The sequence below is a fragment of the Amycolatopsis sp. NPDC045836 genome (assembly GCF_056431745.1).
Window position 1 is genome coordinate 250,862 of record NZ_JBWKKF010000007.1, and the last position, 20,503, is coordinate 271,364.

Annotated in this window: 18 protein-coding genes; 11 read left to right on the plus strand and 7 right to left on the minus strand. The window is 71.1% G+C overall.

What is annotated here, in order from left to right; genetic code table 11:
- Nucleotides 1–140: 140 nt before the first annotated feature.
- Nucleotides 141–1,076, minus strand: a complete 936-nt coding sequence (locus AC07EG_RS15545) for an aldo/keto reductase (RefSeq protein WP_478253762.1) — start codon at nt 1,074–1,076, stop codon at nt 141–143.
- 48 nt (nt 1,077–1,124) lie between these two features.
- On the opposite strand from AC07EG_RS15545, the gene AC07EG_RS15550 reads away from it, so the two are divergent.
- A complete protein-coding gene (locus AC07EG_RS15550) occupies nt 1,125–1,859 on the plus strand; it encodes an SDR family NAD(P)-dependent oxidoreductase (protein ID WP_478253763.1) in 735 nt (244 codons plus the stop codon).
- On the opposite strand, the gene AC07EG_RS15555 is transcribed toward AC07EG_RS15550, so the two are convergent.
- A complete protein-coding gene (locus tag AC07EG_RS15555) occupies nt 1,776–3,131 on the minus strand; it encodes an amidohydrolase (protein WP_478253925.1) in 1,356 nt (451 codons plus the stop codon). The genes AC07EG_RS15550 and AC07EG_RS15555 overlap by 84 nt on opposite strands.
- Nucleotides 3,132–3,181: 50 nt before the next feature.
- On the opposite strand from AC07EG_RS15555, the gene AC07EG_RS15560 reads away from it, so the two are divergent.
- From AC07EG_RS15560 to AC07EG_RS15570, 3 genes are read left to right on the plus strand one after another with little or no spacing between them, the layout of a single operon-like run.
- Nucleotides 3,182–4,285, plus strand: a complete 1,104-nt coding sequence (locus tag AC07EG_RS15560; RefSeq protein ID WP_478253764.1) for a zinc-binding dehydrogenase — start codon at nt 3,182–3,184, stop codon at nt 4,283–4,285.
- An 8-nt stretch (nt 4,286–4,293) separates the two neighbouring features.
- The gene (locus AC07EG_RS15565; protein ID WP_478253765.1) at nt 4,294–5,253 is read left to right on the plus strand and encodes an aldo/keto reductase; all 960 of its coding nucleotides are present in this window, start codon (nt 4,294–4,296) and stop codon (nt 5,251–5,253) included.
- On the plus strand, nt 5,250–6,176 hold the full coding sequence (locus AC07EG_RS15570) for an alpha/beta hydrolase (RefSeq protein ID WP_478253766.1): 927 nt from the start codon (nt 5,250–5,252) through the stop codon (nt 6,174–6,176). The genes AC07EG_RS15565 and AC07EG_RS15570 overlap by 4 nt, the downstream gene beginning before the upstream one ends.
- On the opposite strand, the gene AC07EG_RS15575 is transcribed toward AC07EG_RS15570, so the two are convergent.
- The gene (locus tag AC07EG_RS15575) at nt 6,160–7,605 is read right to left on the minus strand and encodes a GMC family oxidoreductase (protein ID WP_478253767.1); all 1,446 of its coding nucleotides are present in this window, start codon (nt 7,603–7,605) and stop codon (nt 6,160–6,162) included. The two genes, AC07EG_RS15570 and AC07EG_RS15575, sit on opposite strands and share 17 nt — an antisense overlap.
- 138 nt (nt 7,606–7,743) lie before the next feature.
- On the opposite strand from AC07EG_RS15575, the gene AC07EG_RS15580 reads away from it, so the two are divergent.
- The 6 genes from AC07EG_RS15580 (at nt 7,744) to hpaD (ending at nt 14,828) form a co-directional block, all read left to right on the plus strand.
- Nucleotides 7,744–9,174, plus strand: coding sequence for an aldehyde dehydrogenase family protein (locus tag AC07EG_RS15580; RefSeq protein WP_478253768.1), 1,431 nt, complete (start codon nt 7,744–7,746; stop codon nt 9,172–9,174).
- A gap of 61 nt (nt 9,175–9,235) precedes the next feature.
- Nucleotides 9,236–10,663 (plus strand): fumarylacetoacetate hydrolase family protein, encoded by a 1,428-nt coding sequence (locus tag AC07EG_RS15585; RefSeq protein ID WP_478253769.1) that lies wholly within the window; start codon nt 9,236–9,238, stop codon nt 10,661–10,663.
- Nucleotides 10,645–11,319: a GntR family transcriptional regulator gene (locus tag AC07EG_RS15590; RefSeq protein WP_478253770.1), complete on the plus strand. Its 675-nt coding sequence runs from the start codon at nt 10,645–10,647 to the stop codon at nt 11,317–11,319. The genes AC07EG_RS15585 and AC07EG_RS15590 overlap by 19 nt, the downstream gene beginning before the upstream one ends.
- 25 nt (nt 11,320–11,344) lie before the next feature.
- Entirely contained in the window at nt 11,345–12,274 is a 930-nt protein-coding gene (gene dapA / locus AC07EG_RS15595) for a 4-hydroxy-tetrahydrodipicolinate synthase (protein ID WP_478253771.1), read from the plus strand.
- Nucleotides 12,275–12,276: 2 nt separating this feature from the next.
- Nucleotides 12,277–13,788: a 5-carboxymethyl-2-hydroxymuconate semialdehyde dehydrogenase gene (gene hpaE, locus AC07EG_RS15600; RefSeq protein WP_478253772.1), complete on the plus strand. Its 1,512-nt coding sequence runs from the start codon at nt 12,277–12,279 to the stop codon at nt 13,786–13,788.
- Complete coding sequence (gene hpaD / locus AC07EG_RS15605; protein WP_478253773.1) at nt 13,785–14,828, plus strand: 3,4-dihydroxyphenylacetate 2,3-dioxygenase; 1,044 nt, start codon at nt 13,785–13,787, stop codon at nt 14,826–14,828. The genes hpaE and hpaD overlap by 4 nt, the downstream gene beginning before the upstream one ends.
- Before the next feature lie 217 nt (nt 14,829–15,045).
- Here the strand turns inward: hpaD and AC07EG_RS15610 are convergent, their stop codons facing one another.
- The gene (locus tag AC07EG_RS15610; protein WP_478253774.1) at nt 15,046–16,434 is read right to left on the minus strand and encodes an alpha/beta hydrolase domain-containing protein; all 1,389 of its coding nucleotides are present in this window, start codon (nt 16,432–16,434) and stop codon (nt 15,046–15,048) included.
- Between the two features lie 298 nt (nt 16,435–16,732).
- Between AC07EG_RS15610 and AC07EG_RS15615 the strand changes: the two genes are divergently transcribed.
- On the plus strand, nt 16,733–17,491 hold the full coding sequence (locus AC07EG_RS15615; RefSeq protein WP_478253775.1) for a D-Ala-D-Ala carboxypeptidase family metallohydrolase: 759 nt from the start codon (nt 16,733–16,735) through the stop codon (nt 17,489–17,491).
- A 15-nt stretch (nt 17,492–17,506) separates the two neighbouring features.
- On the opposite strand, the gene AC07EG_RS15620 is transcribed toward AC07EG_RS15615, so the two are convergent.
- The 3 genes from AC07EG_RS15620 to AC07EG_RS15630 all read right to left on the minus strand — a co-directional run bounded on the left by AC07EG_RS15620 (nt 17,507) and on the right by AC07EG_RS15630 (nt 20,488).
- Nucleotides 17,507–17,776: a hypothetical protein gene (locus AC07EG_RS15620; RefSeq protein ID WP_478253776.1), complete on the minus strand. Its 270-nt coding sequence runs from the start codon at nt 17,774–17,776 to the stop codon at nt 17,507–17,509.
- A 98-nt stretch (nt 17,777–17,874) separates the two neighbouring features.
- Nucleotides 17,875–18,849, minus strand: coding sequence for a PQQ-dependent sugar dehydrogenase (locus AC07EG_RS15625; protein WP_478253777.1), 975 nt, complete (start codon nt 18,847–18,849; stop codon nt 17,875–17,877).
- A gap of 286 nt (nt 18,850–19,135) precedes the next feature.
- Nucleotides 19,136–20,488: a glycosyl hydrolase family 18 protein gene (locus AC07EG_RS15630; protein WP_478253778.1), complete on the minus strand. Its 1,353-nt coding sequence runs from the start codon at nt 20,486–20,488 to the stop codon at nt 19,136–19,138.
- Nucleotides 20,489–20,503: the final 15 nt, after the last annotated feature.

Consider the following 20,503-nt stretch of genomic DNA (forward strand, 5'->3'; position numbering starts at 1 on the left):
AGGGTGACTACGGCGAAGACCTCGGTGTCAAGGCGGGAAAGATGCCTTGACATCGAGGTCTTCGCCGTGTTTTGGCTTCGGATCGGGGTGGGGGGAGTGTGGGTGGTCCCGTTTTGGGGTCTGGTGAATGTTCTGTTCGTTTAGTGGGTGCCGTCGGCGGGGACGTTGCGGTCCAGCCAGAGGTGGTCCAGGGCAGTGCGGATTTCTTTGCCGTGGTTGGTCGCCAGGGTGATGGCGTTGAGGTTGTCGGTCAGTTGGGCTGCGCGGCTCACGCCGAACAGGACGTTCGCCACTGGGGTGTACGCCAGGCAGTAGGCGATGGCCAGTTGTGACGGGGTGGCGCCGAAGTCGGCGGCGACGGTGGCCACGTCGGTGGCTGCGGCCTTGATCGACTCCCGGATGCCGCCGTGGTCGGCGCCGATCTTGCGGGTCGGCTCCTTGCCGAGCAGGACACCGCCTTCGAAGACGTCCGAGGCCTGCAACGCCAGCCGACCGGCTTCGAAGTGCTTGCGGTAGAACGGGCCCTCGGCCATCGAGCGGCGCACCACGCTGTACTTCAGTTGCGCGAAGGCCGGCGCCGGAAGGCCCTCCTCGGTGGCGAAAGCAATGGCGGTGTCCAGGTCTTCGGCGATCCAGTTGTTCACCCCCCACACGTCGAAGCGGCCCGCTCGGATTTGCTCGGCCACCTCGGTGACGATGCGTGGCACGTCCGGCCGCTCGAAGTAGTCACCGACCACCACCGCTTCCGCCCGCTCGACGCCGATCCGGTCGAACGAGGTGGCCAACTGCTCGGCGAAGCCGGTGTTCGGGTAGTCCCAGAGCCACAGCTTTCCGCACAGCTGGTACTCCGCACGGGCCAGCCCGGCGGCACGGACCGCTTCGCCGAAGATGAGGTCGGTGCGCGACTGCTCGGCGTGCGGGCCCATGTTGTAGTGCGCCACGTCGAACAGCGTGACCCCGGCGTCGGCCGCCTGGCGGATCAGGTGCACCGCGTCGTCGAATTCCATGCGGTCCCAGGTGTTCCACGAACCCAGGCCGAGTACCGAGGTGCCGAAGCCCAAACCGTTGTGCTGCACGAGGATTTCCTTTCGCCGGAGAACTCATTTTTAGTCTACGATCGTAGAATGAACAAGCGAACCGTGGTGGTGACCGGTGGTGCCAGTGGCATCGGCCGGGGCGTCGCCGAAGCCTTCCTGTCCGGCGGGGACCGGGTCGTCGTCGCCGACCTGTCCGCCCGCGCCGCCCACGACGTCGCCGGGGAGATCGGGGCGGAGCACGTGCAGCTCGACATCTCCGACGCCGATTCCGTCGAGGCCGCCCTGGCGCTGGTCGACCGGCAGTTCGGCCCGATCGACGTGCTGGTGAACAACGCCGGGCTGGCCGGGGGCGGCGGGCCGCTGGTGGGCCTGGACACCGGGGTGTTCGACCGGTGCGTGGCGGTCAACTTCCGCGGCACCTTCCTGATGACCCGGGCGGTCGGCGCGCGGATGATCGAGGCGGGCACCCGCGGGGTCATCGTGAACATCTCGTCGATCGGCGCGCGGCAGCCGACGCCCGGGCTCGGCCACTACGAAGCCACCAAGGCCGCCGTCGACGCGCTCACCCGGTCGGCCGCGCTGGAACTGGCCCCGCACGGCATCCGCGTCAACGCCGTCGCGCCCGGCCCGGTGCTCACGCCGATGACCGCCGGTTTCGCCTCGGACACCGAGGCCCGCGCGGCTTGGGAAGCGAGGATCCCATTGGGCTCCATCGCTTCCGTCGCCGACGTGGTGCCCTCAGTGCTGTTCCTCGCCTCCCCCGGCGCCGGCCACCTGACCGGCGTGAGCCTGCAGGTCGACGGCGGGCAGCTGCTCACCTGAGTACACGACCCGGCCGCCGGACACGGTCAGCTCCACGCCGACCCCCGGCAGGTCCGCGAAGGCGACTTCGTGGGGATCCGCCGACAGCACGCAGAAGTCGGCCACCCGGCCGGGGGTCAGCGATCCCTTCCACGCCGCCGCGCCATCCTGTTCGGCGGCCGCGGTCGTGTAGCACCGCAGCAGCCGGGCCATCAGCCGGGAGTCCACACCGGACACACCCAGCAACCGGCCGGCCGCGGCCAGGTGCACCCGCCAGTCCGGGGTGACCACCGGCGCGTCGCTGCTCAAGGTCAGCGGCACGCCCGCGCCGAGCATTTCCGCCAGCGGCCAAGCGCGGGCGGCGACCTCGTCCCCGAGTGCCGTGGCCACCATGCCGCCCATCGCCGCGGCGATCGCGGGCTGGGTGGTCAGGCCGATGCGACGCGAGGCCATGCGGGTCAGCTGCTCCGGCGTCACCAGGTCGCCGTGCACGACGTGATCGCCCTGACGCAGGGAACCGAGCACCGCCTCGATGCTGCGGTCACCGGTGGCGTGCACCCCGACCACCATTCCGGCTTCGTGGGCCAGCACGATCATCGCCACCAGGTCGGCTTCGGTGCCGACGAGCAGGTGGCCGTGTGAACCGTCGGCGTAGCAGTGGTGCGTCCACGCCGAGCGCATCGGCGGGATGCCGTCGGCGAAGATCTTCACGCCGTGCACGTTGAGCCACCGTGGATCGGCCTCCGGAACCGGCGAGCGCAGGCCGCGTTCGAAGTCCGCGAGCGTGCTGACGCCGTCGAGCAGGCCGAACAACCGCAGCACGGTCACCCTGGCACGCAGCAAGCCCTCCGACGCCAGCGCCGCGTATTCTTCGAGCACCTCGGGCGCGAAGCAGCCGCGCTCCCCCGGCCCCAGCCCCGGCTCGGTGTAGCTGGTGATCCCGAGTGACGCGCAGAGGTCACCCGCACGCAGGATGGCCGCCCGGCGTTCGGCCGCCGTTTCGACGGTTTTCTCCGGCCCGCCGGCAAAACCGGCGCTTCCGATGAGCGTGTCCGGCCAGCGCGCACCGAGCCAGGTGGCGTGCAGGTGCGAGTCGTTGATGCCCGGCAGCACGGTTCTCCCGTCCAGCTCGACCACCTCGGTGCCCGGTCCGGTGACCACGTCTTCGCCGAGCGCGACGACGCGGCCGTCCCGCACGGCCAGCGCCCGCACCACCGTGCCCGCCGCGTCGAAGGTGTGGATCGGCCCGCCGCGCACCACCAGCGATGCGGGACGAATGTGTTGCGACGGCATGGTTTCCTCCAGCGTCTGGACTTTTTCTTCCACGACTGTAGACTAAAAAGATGCCCAACAGAACCGAAGCCGCGGTGCTCACCGAGCACGGCACCGCGCTCACCCTGCGGGAACTGCCGCTGCCGCCGGAGCCCGAACCCGGCGCGGCACTGGTCCGGCTCACCTGCACCACGCTGTGCGGCACCGACGTGCACCTGTGGTCCGGGCAGATGACCTTCCCCGGCATGCTGCCGATGGTGCTGGGCCACGAAATGGTCGGCGAGGTGGTGGCCGCCGGCCCCGGCACCACCGACACCCTCGGCCGCGAAGTCTCCGTCGGCGACCGCATCGGCTGGTCCGAATCGACCTGCGGGAAGTGCTACGGCTGCACGATCCTGCGTGAACCGGTCGCCTGCGACAAGCGCGGTTACGGCTTCCTCCAGCGCGCCGACGCCTTCCCGTACGCCACCGGCGGACTGGTGCGCCACTGCTACGTCACCCCGGGCGCGGCCAAGCTCCTGCTGCCCGGCGACGTGAAGGACACCTGGGCCTCGATGTCCGGTTGCGCGGGCAAAACCGTGCTGCGGGCGGTCGCGCGCTCGGGTGGCATCCGGGCCGGGTCGACCGTCGTGGTCCAGGGCGCGGGTGCGCTCGGGGTGTTCGCCACCGCCGTCGCGAGCCTGTCCGGGGCGGCCGAGGTGATCACCGTCGGCGGCCCGGACGACCGGCTCAGGACCGCCGAGCGCTTCGGTGCCACGGCCACCATCCCGGTCGACGGCACCCCGGAGGAGCGCATCGAACGGGTCCAGGAGCTGACCGGCGGGCGCGGGGCCGACCACGTCTTCGACTTCGCCGGCGGCCCGACCATCGGCGCGGAGGCCGTCGCGTTCGCCGCCCAGCGCGGCACCGTGGCGATCGTCGGGTCCACCGGCCCGCAGCCGACCCCCGTCGCGCTGGGCACCGTGATGGGCAAGGAACTCACCGTCGTCGGCTCGCTCAACGGCGACATCGCCGACTACCACCGTTCGGTGCACTTCTTCCGCACCTTCGCCGCCCGGCTGCCGTGGGACGAGCTGTTCAGCGAACCCGTCGGCCTGTCCGGGGCCTCCGCCGCCGTCGAGTCGATGTCGCGGCTCGGCGAACTCAAGGCCGTCATCGATCCCCGTCTGCCCTAGGAGAACCCATGTCCGCCATTCCGCAACGCCGCATCGGCCGCGACGGCCCGCACACCGGCGTGCTCTCGCTCGGTTCGTGGCACACCTACGACCGGATGGACTTCCGCGAAGCGGTGACCATGCTGCGCACCGCCGTGGACGCCGGGATCAACCTGTTCGACGTCGCCGTCTACGGTTTTCCCGGCAGCACACCGGTGTTCACCGACGTGCTGTTCTCGGCCATGGTGCGCGCGGCCGGGCTGAAGCGGGAGGACTACCTGCTCTCGGCGAAGCTCTGGCTGGAGGGGTATCCGGCGCAGAGCCTGCGCGACCAGCTGGAGAACGCGTTGTTCCGCGCCGGGGTCGAGCACGCCGATCTGGTGGTGCTCGGTGACCTCCGCAGCGACGACACCGACCTGCACCGGCTGGTGCTCGACCTCGACGGGTTGCGCGAAGCCGGGCTGATCCGGCAGTGGGGGGTGAACAACTGGTCGGCGAGCACCATCCGCGCGCTGCACGACTTCGCCGAGGCCGAGAACGTACCCGGCCCGGCCATCGCGCAGCTCAAGTACAGCGTGGCGCGACGGTCCATTCCGGACGGTGCGCCGTTCGCGGCGGTGTTCGGCGAACTCGGCGTCACGCTCCAGTCCTCGGACATCTTCGAAGGCGGCGTGCTGCTGGGCAAGAACAGCGGTGCCCGCCAGGTCGGCCGCGACCCCGGCGGCATCCGGCAGCGCATCGCCGACGCGGCCGAGGACCTGCGCAAGCTCGCCGGTGACCTCGGCACCACCCCGGCGCAGCTGTGCCTGGCGTTCACCCTCACCCACCCGGCCAACACCACCACGCTGTTCGGCGCCACCAGCACCGAACAGCTCCGGGACAACCTGGGTGCGGTCGAGCTGGTCGAACGGGTGGGCGCGGGGCAGCTGCGCGAGCTGGTCGAACCGTTCTGGGCCGACCGCGGGGTCGTCGATCCGGAGGGACCGTGACCGCCTTCGACCCCGAACTGGCCGAAGCCCTGCGCGGCCTGCCCGCCGGACCCCCGCTCAGCGCCGAATCGCTGCCCGCCGTCCGGCAGGCGATGGTGGCGGCCAACCAGACCTGCGCCGAGGCGATCGGCGACCGCGACCTGGTGTGGTCGGACCACGAGGTGCCCGGCACCGGCGTGGTCGTCACCGTCGTCAAACCGGCGCACCCCGAACCGGGCGCACCCGGGTTCTACAACATCCACGGCGGCGGCATGGTGGTGGACAACCGGTTCGCCGACCTGCCGCGCATGGTCGCCCTGGTCGAGGAGTTCGGTTTCGTCGCGGTCACCGTGGAGTACCGGCTGGCGCCGGAACACCCGCACCCCGCCCCGCTGGACGACTGCTACGCCGGTCTGACCTGGATGGTGGACCACGCCGCCGAACTCGGTTTCGACCCGGCCAGGCTGGTCGTCGGCGGCGGCAGCGCGGGCGGCGGGCTGAGCGCGGGCCTCGCCCTGCTCGCGCGCGACCGCAGTGGCCCGGCGCTGGCCGGGCAGCTGCTGCTGTGCCCGATGCTCGACGACCGCAACGACTCGGCGTCCACGGTGGAGTTCGCCGAGCGCGGGGTGTGGGGCCGGGCGGCCAACGAGTTCGGCTGGCGGTCCCTGCTGAACGGCACCCGCTCGCCGTACGCCGTTCCGGCCACCGCCACCGACCTCTCCGGATTGCCACCCGCGTTCATCGAGGTCGGCGCGGCCGAGATCTTCCGCGACGAGGACGTGGACTACGCCCGCCGCCTCTGGTCGGCGGGCGTGCCCGCCGAACTGCACGTGTGGGCGGGCGCCTACCACGGGTTCGACCGGATCGCCCCGGACAGCGAGGTGACCAGGGCCGCGCTGGCCACCCGCTCCTCCTGGCTGCGCCGGACTATCGGGCGAGCATGAACCGCGCGGCCTGCTCGCCGACCAGCACCGCGGGCGCGTTGGTGTTGCCGGTGGTCACCACCGGCAGCACCGACGCGTCGGCCACCCACAGCCCGTCGAGCCCGTGCGCCTTCAGCGTCGGATCGACCACGGTGTCCTCGCCGGTGCCCATCCGGCAGGTGCCGACCTGGTGGTGGTACGTGATGGCGGTCCGCCGCACGTACTCGCGCACGTCGGCGGCGGGGCCCGGGTACAGCTCGCGGGCACCCCACTCGTCCGCCAGCGCGGGCGCGCGGCCGATCTCCCGGCACTGCTCCACCGAGGCGACCAGGCTTTCGAAGTCGGCGGGCTCGGCCAGTGCGGCCAGGTCGATCAGCGGTTCGTCGGCCGGGTCCGGCCCGGACAGCCGCAGGCTGCCCCGGCTGCGGGGCGAGACCATGCCCGCCATCAGCGAGAACCCGGTCTCCGGCCCGGTCATCCACGATTCGTACATCGGCACGCTGAAGTGGATCGGCTGGGTGTCCGGCACCGCCAGGCCGGGGCGGCTGCGCCAGAACAGGTGCGTCTGGGTGACCGAGCGGCCGGGGGCGGGTGGCTCCACCTCACGCCGGTCGGTGGCGAAGATGACCGGGGACAGCAGGTGATCGTGCAGGTTGCGGCCCACGCCGGGCCGGTCGGCGACCACCTCGATGCCGAGCGCGGCCAGTTCGCCCGCCGGACCGACGCCACTGCGCAGCAGGATGGCGGGCGAGGCGAGCGCACCGGCGGCGAGCACCACCTGATCGGCCTGGAACCGGTGCGGCTGCCCGTCGAGTTCGGCGAGCACCCCGGTCACCCTGGTGCCGTCGAAGAGCAGCCGGTGCACCAGCGCTCCGGTGTGGACGGTCAGCTGCCCGGCCACCGGCTGGGCGTAGGCGAGCCAGGTGTTGAGCCGGCGGCCGTCGCGCAGGGTGATCCGCTGCACGGACACGCCGTCGAGCCGGTCGGCGTTGTAGTCGGGGTTGAACTCGAGCCCGGTCTGCACCGCGGCGTCCACAATGGATTGCTGGATCGGGTGCAGCGGCTCGTTCGGCACGATCTCCAGCAGGTCCTTCTCGATCCGCTCGAACACCGGCCGCACGTCGTGCCAGCGCCAGCCGGGCAGGTCCCAGCCGTCGTAGTCCTCGGGCGCGCCGCGGACCCAGATCATCGCGTTGAGCGCGTGGGAACCGCCGAGCACCTTGCCGCGCGGCAGGTGCAGCCGCCGGTTGGCCGCGTGCGGCTGCGGCACGGTGTGGTGGTCCCAGTCCTCGGGACCGTGCCACAGCTCGCCCGCCCGCGACGGGTCGTGGATGGCCGGATTGGTGTCCGGGCCGCCCGCTTCGAGCAGGCGCACCCGCGCACCCGCGTCGGCCAGCCGCCTGGCCAGCACCGAACCCGCCGAACCCGCACCCACCACGATGACGTCCATGGCCCCAGTTCTCCCACCCGGCCCGGCCCTCCGGCGGATTCGCTTCGCTGGCCGACAATCGGCGTGCCCTGGCGGGCAAGACCGGGGACCGCGCGGCGCCCGATACTCGATCCCACAACGGTCGAGGAGGAACGCATAATGGCCACACGCCTGTTCATCGACGGACAGTGGACCGCCGCGGGTGGCGGGGCCCTGCCGACGTACGATCCGGCCACCGGCCAGGTGATCGACGAGGTGGGCACCGCGTCGGCGGCCGACGTCGACGCCGCGGTGGACGCGGCCCGCCGGGCGCTGACCGCGCCGGCGTGGGCCGGTCTGCTGCCGGTCCAGCGCGCCGCGCTGCTGTTCCGCCTGGCCGACCTGGTCGAAGCGCACCACGAGGAACTGGCCGCGCTGGAGACCCGCGACCAGGGCCAGCCGATCGGCATCTCCCGCCAGGTCAGCGTGACCGGCGCGGCCGAGCACCTGCGGTACTTCGCCGGCTGGGTGACCAAGATCCAGGGCACCACGAACCCGGTGTCCTTCCCGGACACGCTGCACTACACCCGCCGCGAGCCGGTCGGGGTGAACGCGCTGATCACGCCGTGGAACTTCCCGCTGATGATCCTGGTCTGGAAGCTCGCGCCCGCGCTGGCCACCGGCAACACCGTGGTGGTCAAGCCCAGCGAGGTGACCCCGCTGACCAGCATCCGGCTGGTGGAGCTGGTGGCCGAGGCCGGGTTCCCGCCGGGCGTGGTCAACCTGGTCACCGGCGACGGCGCGGTGGGTGCGCTGCTGAGCCGGCACCACGGCGTGGACCACCTGTCCTACACCGGTTCCACCGCGGTCGGGAAGCTGATCACCGCGGCCAGCGCGGAGTCGAACCTCAAGCGGCTCACCCTCGAACTCGGCGGCAAGGCACCCAGCATCATCGCCGCGGACGCCGACCTCGACGCCGCGGTGGCCGGCAACCTCGCTGGTGCCACGCTCAACAGCGGCCAGGTCTGCGCCGCGTACACCCGGTTCTTCGTCGACCGCAAGCGGGAACAGGAGTTCGTCGACAAGCTGGCGGCCGGGCTCGAAGGTCTCCGGATCGGGCCGGGGCTCGACGAGTCGACGCAGCTGGGGCCGCTGGTGTCGGCGAAGCACCGCGAGCACGTGGACTTCCTCGTCTCGACCGGCCGCGAGCAGGGCGCCGAACTGGTCACCGGCGGGCGCGCGGTGGACGGCGACGGCTACTTCTACGCGCCCACGCTGTTCACCGGGACGACCGACGACATGAAGATCATGCGCGAGGAGATCTTCGGCCCGGTGCTCGCGGTCACCACCTACGACGACACCGACGAACTGCTCGCCAGGGCGAACGACACCGAGTACGGGCTGGCCGCCACCGTGTGGACCCGTGACATCGCCACCGCGCAGCGGTTCGCCAACGGCCTCCGGGCGGGCGCGGTTTTCGTGAACATGCCGTCGATCCCGGACATGGCCGCGCCCTGGGGCGGGTACAAGGCTTCGGGCTGGGGGCGGGAGATGGGGCCGTGGGCGATCGACGCCTACACGGAGACCAAATCGGTCTGGCTGCACTACTGATGGCCTGCCGCGGATCGTATACCTTCTGAGATATGTTTTCGGACCAGTCAGGATCCTGCCCATGACCAGCACCGTTCCCGGCCTCGAACGGCCGGGCAAGATCATCGCGCTGCACCTGAACTACCCGTCGCGGGCGGCCCAGCGCGGCCGCACGCCGTCCCAGCCGTCGTACTTCCTCAAGCCGTCCACCTCGGTGGCCGCCAGCGGGGACCCGCTCCCCCGGCCGGCCGGCACCGAACTGCTCGGTTTCGAAGGCGAGGTCGCGCTGGTCATCGGCGAGCGGGCCCGCCAGGTCAGCCCGGAGAACGGCTGGTCGTACGTGTCCGGGGTGACCGCCGCGAACGACTTCGGCCTCTACGACCTGCGTTACGCCGACAAGGGGTCGAACCTGCGTTCCAAGGGCGGCGACGGGTTCACCCCGCTCGGGCCCGCCGTGCTGCCCGCCGACACCGTCGACCCGGCGGGGTTGCGCGTGCGCACCTGGGTCAACGGCGAGCTGGTGCAGGAGGACACCACGGCCGACCTGCTGTTCGACTTCGGCCGCCTGGTCGCCGACCTGTCGCAGCTGATCACCCTGGAACCCGGTGACGTGCTCCTGACCGGCACCCCGGCCGGTGCTTCGGTGGTCGGCCCCGGTGACGTGGTGGAGGTCGAAGTCAGCACCGCCGACGGGCGGTCGACCGGGAAGCTGGTCACGCCGATCACCGCCGGAACCGTCCACTTCGGACATTACGGGGCGCAGCCGCGGGTGGACGCCCGCCAGCGCGCCGAAGCCCACGGGGAAACCGGTTTCACGCTCACCGACGAACTCAAGGCCAAGCTGACGAGCGTCGGCACGGCGACCCTGTCGGCGCAGCTGCGCAAACGCGGCTACAACGAGGTGTCCATCGACGGGGTCACCTCGACCCGGCCGGGGACCAAGCTGATCGGCCGGGCGCGGACGCTGCGGTACATCCCGTTCCGCGAGGACCTGTTCCGCGAGCACGGCGGCGGGTTCAACGCGCAGAAACGCGCCTTCGACGCCCTCGAACCGGGTGACGTGCTGGTGATGGAAGCCCGCGGGGTGACCGGGACCGGCACCGTCGGCGACATCCTCGCCCTGCGGGCCCAGGTCCGCGGTGCCGCGGGCATCGTCACCGACGGCGGCGTGCGCGACGTCGAAGCCGTGGCCGCGCTCGACATCCCCACCTACCACTCCGGCGCGCACCCGGCGGTGCTCGGCAGGCGGCACGTGCCGTGGGACACCGACCTCACCATCGCCTGCGGCGGCGCCTCGGTGCAGCCCGGTGACGTGGTCGTCGGCGACGCCGACGGTGTGCTGGTCATCCCGCCGTCCCTGGCCGAGGAGGTCGCCGACGCGGCCATCGAGCAGGAGCGGCAGGAGGCCTTCATCGCCGAGCAGGTCGCCGAGGGCCACCCCGTGGAGGGCCTGTACCCGATGAACGAGCAGTGGCGGGAGGAGTACGCGCGATGGCAGCCGACGCGGTGAACAGCCCGACGCTGAGCAAGTCGCAGATCGCCTACCAGTGGATCAGGGAACGCATCGGCGACGGCACCTTCTCCCCCGGCTTCCGGCTGGTGCTCGGGCAGATCGCGCAGGAACTCGGGGTCAGCCCGGTGCCCATCCGCGAGGCGATCCGGCTGCTGGAGGCCGAAGGGCTGGTGACCTTCGAACGCAACGTCGGCGCGCAGGTCGCGATGGTCGACGAAAGCGAGTACCAGCACACCATGCAAACGCTTGCGCTGGTCGAGGGCTACGCCGCCGCGCTCGCCGCGCCGACGCTGCCCGCCGAAGCGCTGGCCAGGGCCAAGGAGCTCAACGAGGAGCTGACCGGCTGCCTCGACCACTTCGAGCCGTCCCGGTTCACCGCGCTCAACCGCGAGTTCCACAGCGTGCTGTTCGGCACCTGCCCCAATCCGCAGGTGCTCGACCTGGTCAACCGCGGCTGGACCCGGCTCAGCGGGCTGCGCACCTCGACCTTCAGCTTCGTGCCCGGCCGCGCCCACGAATCGGTGCGCGAGCACCGCAACATCCTCGACCTGCTCGACCGCGGGGCACCGCCGGTGGAGATCGAACTGGCCGTGCGCGAGCACCGGCTGGCGACCCTGGACGCCTTCCTGGCCTACCAGGCCGGTCGCCACTGACCGCAGGACAAAGAAAGGGAACTCCATGCGATTCCGCTCGGATCCGCAGGCCATCAGGGGCTCGATCGCGCCGCTGATGACCCCGTTCACCGCCGACGGCGCACTCGACCACGAGGGACTGGCGAACCTGGTGCGCTGGCAGCTCGCGGCGGGCTCGCACGGGATCTCCATCGGCGGCTCCACCGGCGAGCCGGGGGCGCAGACCGTGGCCGAGCGCGCCGAGGCCATCCGCACGGTGACCGCCGAGGTGGCCGACCGGGTGCCGGTGGTACCCGGCACCGGTTCGGCGAAGCTCGACGAAACCCTCGAACTGACCGCCGCCGCGGCCGAGGCCGGGGCCGACGCGGCGCTGGTCATCACGCCGTACTACGCGCGGCCCACCCAGGAAGCGCTCTACACCTGGTACCGCACGGTCGCGCGGGAGTTCCCGGACCTGCCGATCGTGGCCTACAACGTGCCGAGCCGGACCGCGGTGGACATCGCGCCGGAGACGGTCGCCCGGCTCTTCCGCGAGCTGGACAACTTCGTCGGCGTCAAGGAGACCACCAAGGACTTCGAGCACTTCTCCCGCGTGCTGCACCTGTGCGGGCGGGAACTGCTGGTGTGGTCGGGGATCGAGCTGCTGTGCCTGCCGCTGCTGGCGCTCGGCGGCGCCGGTTTCGTCAGCGCCACGGCCAACATCGCACCGGCGGCCTGCGCTCAGATGTACGAGGCGTGGGAAGCCGGCGACTTCGAGCGGGCCAGGGAGCTCCACTACGGCCTGCACCCGCTGGTGGACCTGCTCTTCGTGGAAACCAATCCGGCACCGGGCAAGTGGGTGCTGGCCCAACGCGGGCTGATCGGCTCGGGGTACGTGCGCCCGCCGCTGATCACCCCGACCGAACCGGGGATCGCCCGGATCAAGGACCTGCTGGCGCAGGGCGAAAGTTATCTCACCGCGGTGGAGGGCGAGTAGGCATGGCGAAGCACCACGTTCCGGACGGGCTGCCGTCGAAGATCCAGCACTACATCGGCGGCGAGCTGGTCGACAGCCTGTCGGGCAAGACCTTCGACGTGCTCGACCCGGTGTCCAACCAGCCCTACGTGACCGCCGCCGCGGGCCAGGCCGAGGACGTCGACCGGGCGGTGGCCGCCGCCCGCCGGGCGTTCACCGAGGGGCCGTGGCCGCGCCTGCTGCCCCGGGCACGGGCCCGCGTGCTGAACAAGATCGCGGACGCGGTCGAGGCACAGGGGAAGCGGCTGGCCGAACTCGAAACCTTCGACACCGGCCTGCCGATCACCCAGGCGCTCGGCCAGGCGCAGCGGGCGGCGGAGAACTTCCGCTTCTTCGCCGACCTCGTCGTCGCCCAGGCCGACGACACCTACGCCGTACCGGGGCGGCAGGTGAACTACGTGCACCGCAAGCCGATCGGCGTGGCCGGGCTGATCACCCCGTGGAACACCCCGTTCATGCTGGAGAGCTGGAAGCTGGCGCCGGCACTGGCCTCGGGCTGCACGGTGGTGCTCAAGCCCGCCGAGTTCACCCCGCTCTCGGCCAGCCTGTGGGCCGGGATCTTCCGCGACGCCGGGCTGCCGGACGGGGTGTTCAACCTGGTCAACGGCTTCGGCGAGGAGGCGGGCGACGCGCTGGTCAAGCACCCGGACGTGCCGCTGATCTCGTTCACCGGGGAGACCACCACCGGGCAGCTGATCTACCGCAACTGCGCGGCCTCGCTCAAGGGCATGTCGATGGAACTGGGCGGCAAGTCGCCCGCGGTGGTGTTCGCCGACGCCGACATCGACGCCGCCATCGACTCCACGCTGTTCGGCGTGTTCTCGCTGAACGGCGAGCGCTGCACCGCGGGCAGCCGCATCCTGGTCGAACGCGCCATCTACGACGAGTTCTGCCAGCGCTACGCCGACCGGGCCCGCAACATCGTGGTCGGTGACCCGCACGACCCGGCCACCGAGGTCGGCGCGCTGGTGCACCCCGAGCACTACGAGAAGGTGATGAGCTACGTCGAGCTGGGCAAGACCGAGGCCACGCTGCTGGCCGGCGGCGGCCGTCCGTCCGGTTTGGACACCGGGAACTACGTGGCGCCCACGGTGTTCGCCGACGTGCCGCCGACCGCGCGGATCTTCCAGGAGGAGATCTTCGGGCCGGTGGTGGCGATCACCCCGTTCGACTCCGACGCCGAGGCGCTGCGGCTGGCCAACGACGTCAAGTACGGCCTGGCCGCCTACATCTGGACCTCGGACCTGACCAGGGCGCACACCTTCGCCCAGGCGGTGGAGGCAGGCATGGTCTGGCTCAACTCGCACAACGTCCGCGACCTGCGCACCCCGTTCGGCGGGGTGAAGGCCTCCGGGCTCGGGCACGAGGGCGGCTACCGCTCGATCGACTTCTACACCGACCAGCAGGCGATCCACGTCACGCTCGACGAGGTGCACACCCCCCGTTTCGGTTCCGTCCAGAAGGGACAGTCATGACCACCACCCCGCCGGACGTGCTCCGCTGCGCCTACGCCGAACTCGTCGTCACCGACCTGGCCGCCTCCCGCGAGTTCTACGTCGACGTGCTCGGCCTGGTCGTCACGCACGAAGACGAAGAGGCGATCTACCTGCGGGCCTTCGAGGAGTACCTGCACCACTCGCTGATCCTGCGCCGGGGCGAGGTGCCCGCGGTGGCCGTGCTCGCCTACCGCGTGCGGTCCGAAGCCGATCTGGAGCTGGCCGAGGCGTACTACCGGGAACTGGGCGTGCGGGTGGAACGCCGCCCGGCCGGGGCCACCCGCGGCATCGGCGAAGCGGTGCGCGTGCTGGACCCGCTGGGCTTCCCGGTCGAGTTCTTCCACCACGCCGAGCACACCGAGCGCTTCACCCAGCGCTACGACGTGCACGGTGCCGGTGCGCTGTCCAGACTGGACCACTTCAACCTCGACACCCCGGACGTGCCCGCCGCGCGCCGGTACTACGAGGGCCTCGGCTTCCGGGTGTCCGAGGACATCCGCGACGACGAGGGCACCGTCTACGCGGCCTGGATGTTCCGCAAGCCGACGGTGCACGACGTGGCGCTGACCGGCGGGGACGGGCCGCGGCTGCACCACATCGCCTTCGCCACCCACGAACGGCACCAGATCCTGCACATCTGCGACCACCTCGGCGCGTTGCGCCGTCCCGGCATGATCGAACGCGGCCCCGGCCGCCACGGCGTGTCCAACGCGTTCTACCTGTACGTGCGCGACCCCGACGGGCACCGCATCGAGATCTACACGCACGACTACTACACCGGCGACCCGGACAACCCGGTGATCAGCTGGGACGTGCACGACAACCAGCGCCGGGACTGGTGGGGCAACCCGGTGGTGCCGAGCTGGTACGCCGAAGCGTCCACCGTGCTCGACCTGGACGGCAAGCCCCAGCCGCTGGTCGCCAGGGCCGAAACCCGGGAATCCGACGTCACCATCGGCGCCGACGGGTTCTCCTACACCGCGGAGCAGGAGGGGTTCAAGCTCGGCCAGCAGGTGTGAGCCGGGCTTCCAGCACGTCGAGCGCCGGAACACCCTCGGGCACCGCTCCGGCAGCAGCGGTTCGACGATGAGCACACGGCCGTTCCCGGGCAGCACCGCCCGGCAGTGCCCGAGAACGGCCTCGCGCCGAGTTCGGCGATCGTGGCGCCGTCGTCACCGAGGCGGTCCACGAGTTCACGAACACCCCCCGGTACGTCGGCTCAGGTCGTGGACGCGCTCACGGCACCTTGGCCGCCTCGGCGCGGGCGATCGCCTCGGCGTGGTCGGCGGGCAGCAGGTGACCCGCGTCCCGTGCCCGGTCCGCCGCCGCGGTGAACTCGGCGACGTAGGTGGCGTGGTCCGGGTAGCGCTGCACGAGCCGCGGCGGTGCGAACGGGGTGGTGGTGCCGAGGATCAGGCAGGCGCCCGGCACGTTGCCGCCGGTGTTGTGCGGGCTGTGGGTGGCGATCGGCACCTCGAAGTCGGGCAGCCGGAGGCCGCCGAGGGCGTTCTGGTCGGCGTCACGCCGGATGATGAGGCCGAACAGCATGTCGATCGGCGGTGCCGTCGGCGGTGCGGCGCCGCCCCTGGCCCAGCGGTTCAGGTGGTCGTAGGCCGCGTTCTGCGCGTACCGGAAGGTCATGTTGTTGACCGGCTTGTCGCAGTAGGTCGGCGCACCGCCGTTGATGCCCCCGTCCCTGGCGTTGGCCGCGTTGTACAGGTCGAGGCCGTACTGGTCGGCGTGGCCGGTGCCGGCCACCTCCCAGGTGCGCACCTTCGCCGTGTCCTGGCGCACCGAGGCGGACAGGATGACGTCGGTTTCGGCCTGCAGCACGAAAACCGGCACCGGCAGGTCGGTGCGGACCCGGGTGTGCACCGGCGGCAGGCCACCGGCGATCGGCGCCGCGCCTCCGGCCCGGCCGTGCACCAGGAAGCCGTCGAAGGCCGCCGAGCGCGGCTGGATCGCGTTGGCGTAGGTGGTCAGGCGCGTGGCCGACTGGGAATGACCGCTGGCCAGCACGATCTCCGGCGCGCCGCCGACGATCTCCGGGTGCGCGCGGACCGCCGTCGCCGCCTGGGTCAGGATGTCGTAGGACAGCGCGTCGTCGCTGATCTCGACACCGGGGTAGCGCGCGGGATCGAGTTCGGCCACCTTCTCCGCGCCCACCTGCTGGGCGGTCAGGCCGACGTAGGCGTAGCCCTGCCTGGCGAGGTACTCGTAGGACTGCGACAGGTCCACCGGGATGTCCACGCCGAAGCTGACGTTGAGCCACTCCACCACCACGGTGCCGTTGAACTTCGCCGGATCGGCGGGCCGCTGCACGAGCATCCGGGTGGTGTACGGGTTACCGGTGCTCGCCACCTCGACCGGCCAGACGCCGTCCGAGACCCAGGCGCCGTCCTGCGCGTAGGTCTCCGCGGTGCCGGAGAGCAGGTACTCGCTCTCGACGTAGCCGAGCCGGTCCAGGTCCACGATGCCTTCGGCGCCGCTGACCGCGTGCCCGCGCCCGGCCTCGGCCGGGATCGGCTGCACCAGCGGCGCTGGTGGCGCAGCCGACGCCGGGGTGGCGGGCAGCAGGCCCGCCGCCAGCACGCCCACCAGTACCAGGGCTCGTTCCCGGATCATCTCCCGCCTCCCGCGCTCGGCTTCGGACCAGGGCGCGAAGTATCACAGCTGGTTCGTCACCGGCACAACGCGCGGAGGTGCGCTCTGTGACCACCGGGCGGAATTTCGCCTCCGGTCCCTGTGCTCCGGTGCCAAACCGGGGTGGCACCGGGGTGGGCCGTCAAGATCCGTTCGTCGTGAGCCGGACGGGTGGTCACTTACGGCCGAACCAGGTCTTTGCCTGGTGATTCATTGACAGGATGCGTGTGACATCGAAACGCTGCGGCGTCACCTTCCCTGCCATGAAAGGTGTTGCTCCATGAGATTCCGTTCCCTCCTGCCGATGCTGGCCCTGCTGGCCGGGCTCGGCACCACGATGGCGGCCCCGGCGGCCGCCGACCCGGGCCCGGTCACCGCGGAGGACGTGTCCGCCGCCGACGCCTGCTACACCTGGGGCCGCACGCTGTCCCAGGGCGCCTCCGGCGACGACGTGCGGCAGCTGCAGATCCGCGTGGCGGGCTACCCCGGCTACGGCGGTGTGCTGGCCATCGACGGCCAGTTCGGCGCCGGCACGAAGGCCGCGGTGACCCGCTTCCAGCAGGCGTACGGCCTCGGCGCCGACGGCATCGCCGGGCCCGCCACCTTCAGCAAGCTCTACGAGCTGCAGGACAACGACTGCACGCCGGTCAACTTCAGCTACGACGAGCTGAACAACTGCAACTCCGACTGGTCCGGCGGCAACGTCTCCGCCGCCACCGCCAAGGCCAACGCGCTGGTGTCGATGTGGAAGCTGCAGGCGATGCGGCACGCCATGGGCGACCGCGCCATCGTGGTCAACGGTGGTTTCCGCAGCGTCGCCTGCAACAACGCGGTCGGGGGCGCGACGAACAGCCGTCACCTCTACGGCGACGCCGTCGACCTGGGCGCCGGTTCGCAGGGCTTCTGCGGCCTGGCGAAGCAGGCCCGCAACCACGGGTTCAGCGAGATCCTCGGCCCGGGTTACCCCGGGCACGACGACCACACCCACGTGGCGCACCGGTCCGGCCAGTTCTGGTCGGCCCCCAGCTGCGGTATCTGATCCGGGCGTACCGGCTCAGCCCGGGATCGGGATGAGCCGGTACGCCGTCGCCGTCACGTCGGGCAGTTCGGTGTGGACGGTGCCCGCGCCGGTCGCGCAGTCCAGATCGGCGTACCGCTCCAGCGCGTACCCGTCGCCGAAGCCGCGGGCGGCCGACCGCACCACCGGGATGCCCAGCGCACTCGCCGGGTGGCACCCCGTGCCGGTGGGCACCCCCACCTTCGCGCCGCCGAAGTCCGTCGCGGAGAACAGGCAGTACCCCGGCTGCTGGCAGCGCGGGCGCACACCGGCGGCGGCGAGACCCCGCCGCCGGCCGGCACCGCTCCCGCGGGCAGCGCTCCGGCCACCGAGCTCCGCACGTCGTTCCTCCCCCGTGCCGGGGTTCAGGACCCGTCGGCGGTGTAGATCGAGCCGGGGGTGACCACCCAGAGCTGCCCGTCCGGCCCGGCGACCTCGTCGCGGGTGCGGCCCAGTTCGGTGTAGATCTTGCCGCCTTCACCCGCGGTGGTGAGCTTGAACGTGCCGCCCTTCAGCGAAGCCAGGTACAGACTGCCCTGGTGGTAGGCCAGGCCGCTGGGCGTGGCGACCGAGGTGGGCCAGGTCTTCACCGGATCGGTGAACCCCGGGTTGCCGCACGGCCCGGAACAGGTCGGCCAGCCGTAGTTGCCACCGGGCTCGATCCTGTTCAGCTCGTCGACGTCACTCGGCCCGATGTCGGCGGTGTAGAGGTCGTCGCCCGCCCAGGCGAGCCCCTGCACGTTGCGGTGCCCCTTGGAGATCCACCTGTGACCGCCGGGGTTGCCGGGCGCGGCGTTGCCGTCGGTGTCGACGCGCAGCACCTTGCCACCGAGCGAGGCGTCGTCCTGGGCGTTCTGGGCCACCTGACCGTCACCGGTGCCCGCGTAGAGGTACCCGTCCGGCCCGAACCGCAGGCGCCCGCCGTGGTGGAACTGGCTGCCACGCGGGATGCCGGTGACGATCGGGGTGGGCGCGGAGCCGAGGGTGAGCTTGGCGATCCGGTTGTCGGAGTTGGCGGTGTAGTAGATGAAGACGGTCTGGTCGGTCTCGTAGTCCGGGGAAACGGCGAGGCCGAGCAACCCTCCTTCGGCGGTCACCACGGCTTCGGGAATGGTCTGCACTTCGACCACCTTGCCGTCGGTGAGCTTGCTGATCGACCGGGCGTTGCGCTGGGTGAACAGCGGCGTGCCGTCGGGCAGGAAGTCGACCGCCCAGGCCTGGTTCAGCCCACTGGCGACCTCCTTGACGGCCAGCGGCTCCACCCCGGCGGCGGACGGTGACAACAGGGCGGCGAGTGCGACCACGGACGAAACCGCAGCGACACGGCGGCGCAGGGACATGGACTGCTCCTTCTGCAGTGACCGATCACATCCAGCGGCGGTGCCGTGAATCGAACCAGGATAGGTGGTTAATTGCACACCACCATTCGGGCTAGCCCCACTGGCCAACGCCACCACGAGGCCCCCTTGGCGCTCGACACCCGGGATGCCGACCACCCCTTCCCATCCCCGGTCCAAAGCCAAAACACGGCGAGGCGGCTTCGTCAAGGCATCTTCCCAGCCTTGACGAAGCCGCCCTCACCGTAGTCACCCCGAAAAACCGGGGTGGAGCCGACAATTCAGGAAATCAAGCAGGCACCTGCCAAACCTGGTTCGAAGACCCCGCGCAATCCCAGAGCTGCAACCGCGTCCCATCCGCAGAACTCGGCCCGGTCGCATCCAGACACCGCCCCGAAGCCGGATTCCGCAGCGCCCCACCGGACGCCTGCCACACCTGCGCCCCCGTCCCGTTGCACTCCCACAGCTGCACCGGTGTCCCGTTCGCGGTACCGGCGCTGGTCACGTCGAGGCACTTCCCCAGCGCCCGCAGGGTGCCGCCGCCGGCGGTCCACTGCTGGGCCGGGCTGCCGTTGCAACTCCACAGCTGCACCGCCGTGCCGTTCGCGCTCGAAGCACCGGCCACGTCGACGCACTTCCCGCCGAACCCGGTGATCGCCCCACCGCCGGAACCGCCACCCATCACCGTGTCGTAGATCGCACTGACCAGCGAAGTGCTGCCGGTGGTGTCCTGCGACAGTTCCCAGTTCATCATTCCGCCGGCGTTCGCCATCGCCCACTGCGTTTTCCGCTTGATCGTCGGAATGCCGTTGTAGCACTGCTGGGCCCCGTTCGCGGTGACGCAGTCGCGGTTGGCGTTCGCCGGGTCCATCGCCACCAGTTGCGCGTAGGTCAGGTACCCCGGCCGGCTGTAGAACGGCACACCCAAGACCGTTTTCGCCGCGGGCAGGCCCCGGTTCTTCCATTCGTTCGCCGACGCGATCGACCAGTCGTAGTTCGCGTGCGGGCTGCCGCCGTCGTAGGCCATGATGTTGAGCCAGTCCACGTACCCGAACACCGCGGGCTGCACCCCGTTGGCGGTGTTCCCGCCGGACACCACGGCCGCGGTCAGCAGCTTCCCCCGGCTGTGCATCGCGGTGCTCAGCTGCTGCATCAACGCGGTGAAGTTGCTGCCCGACGCCCCCGGGTCCGGGTACTCCCAGTCCATGTCGACGCCGTCGAGGTGGTACTGGTTCACCACGTTCACCACGCTGTTGACGAACGTGGTCCGGCTGCCGGGGTTCGCCGCCAGCGCCTCGAACGCCGAGTCGTTGCCGTTGTTCCAGCCGCCGATCGCCAGCGAAACCTTGACCCCGTTGTTGTGCCCCTGCGTCACCAGCGACGACAGCTTGCCGGGATCGGGCACCGCCTGCAGCGTGCCGTTCGCGTTCGGCAGCACGAACGCGTAGTTGATGTGGGTCAGCTTGCCGTACTGGATGCTGTTGACGTTCCCGGACCACGACGGCAGGTACCCGACGCTCCGGAACCCGTTCGGCAGCACCGTGGCGCCCGCCGCCGGTGCGGCCGCCACGGCCACCGAAAGACCGGCCGCGACGGCCAGGCCCGCCGCTGCCCACCGTCGCCGGGAAGTGGTTGAAGGCATGCAGAATTCCCTTCG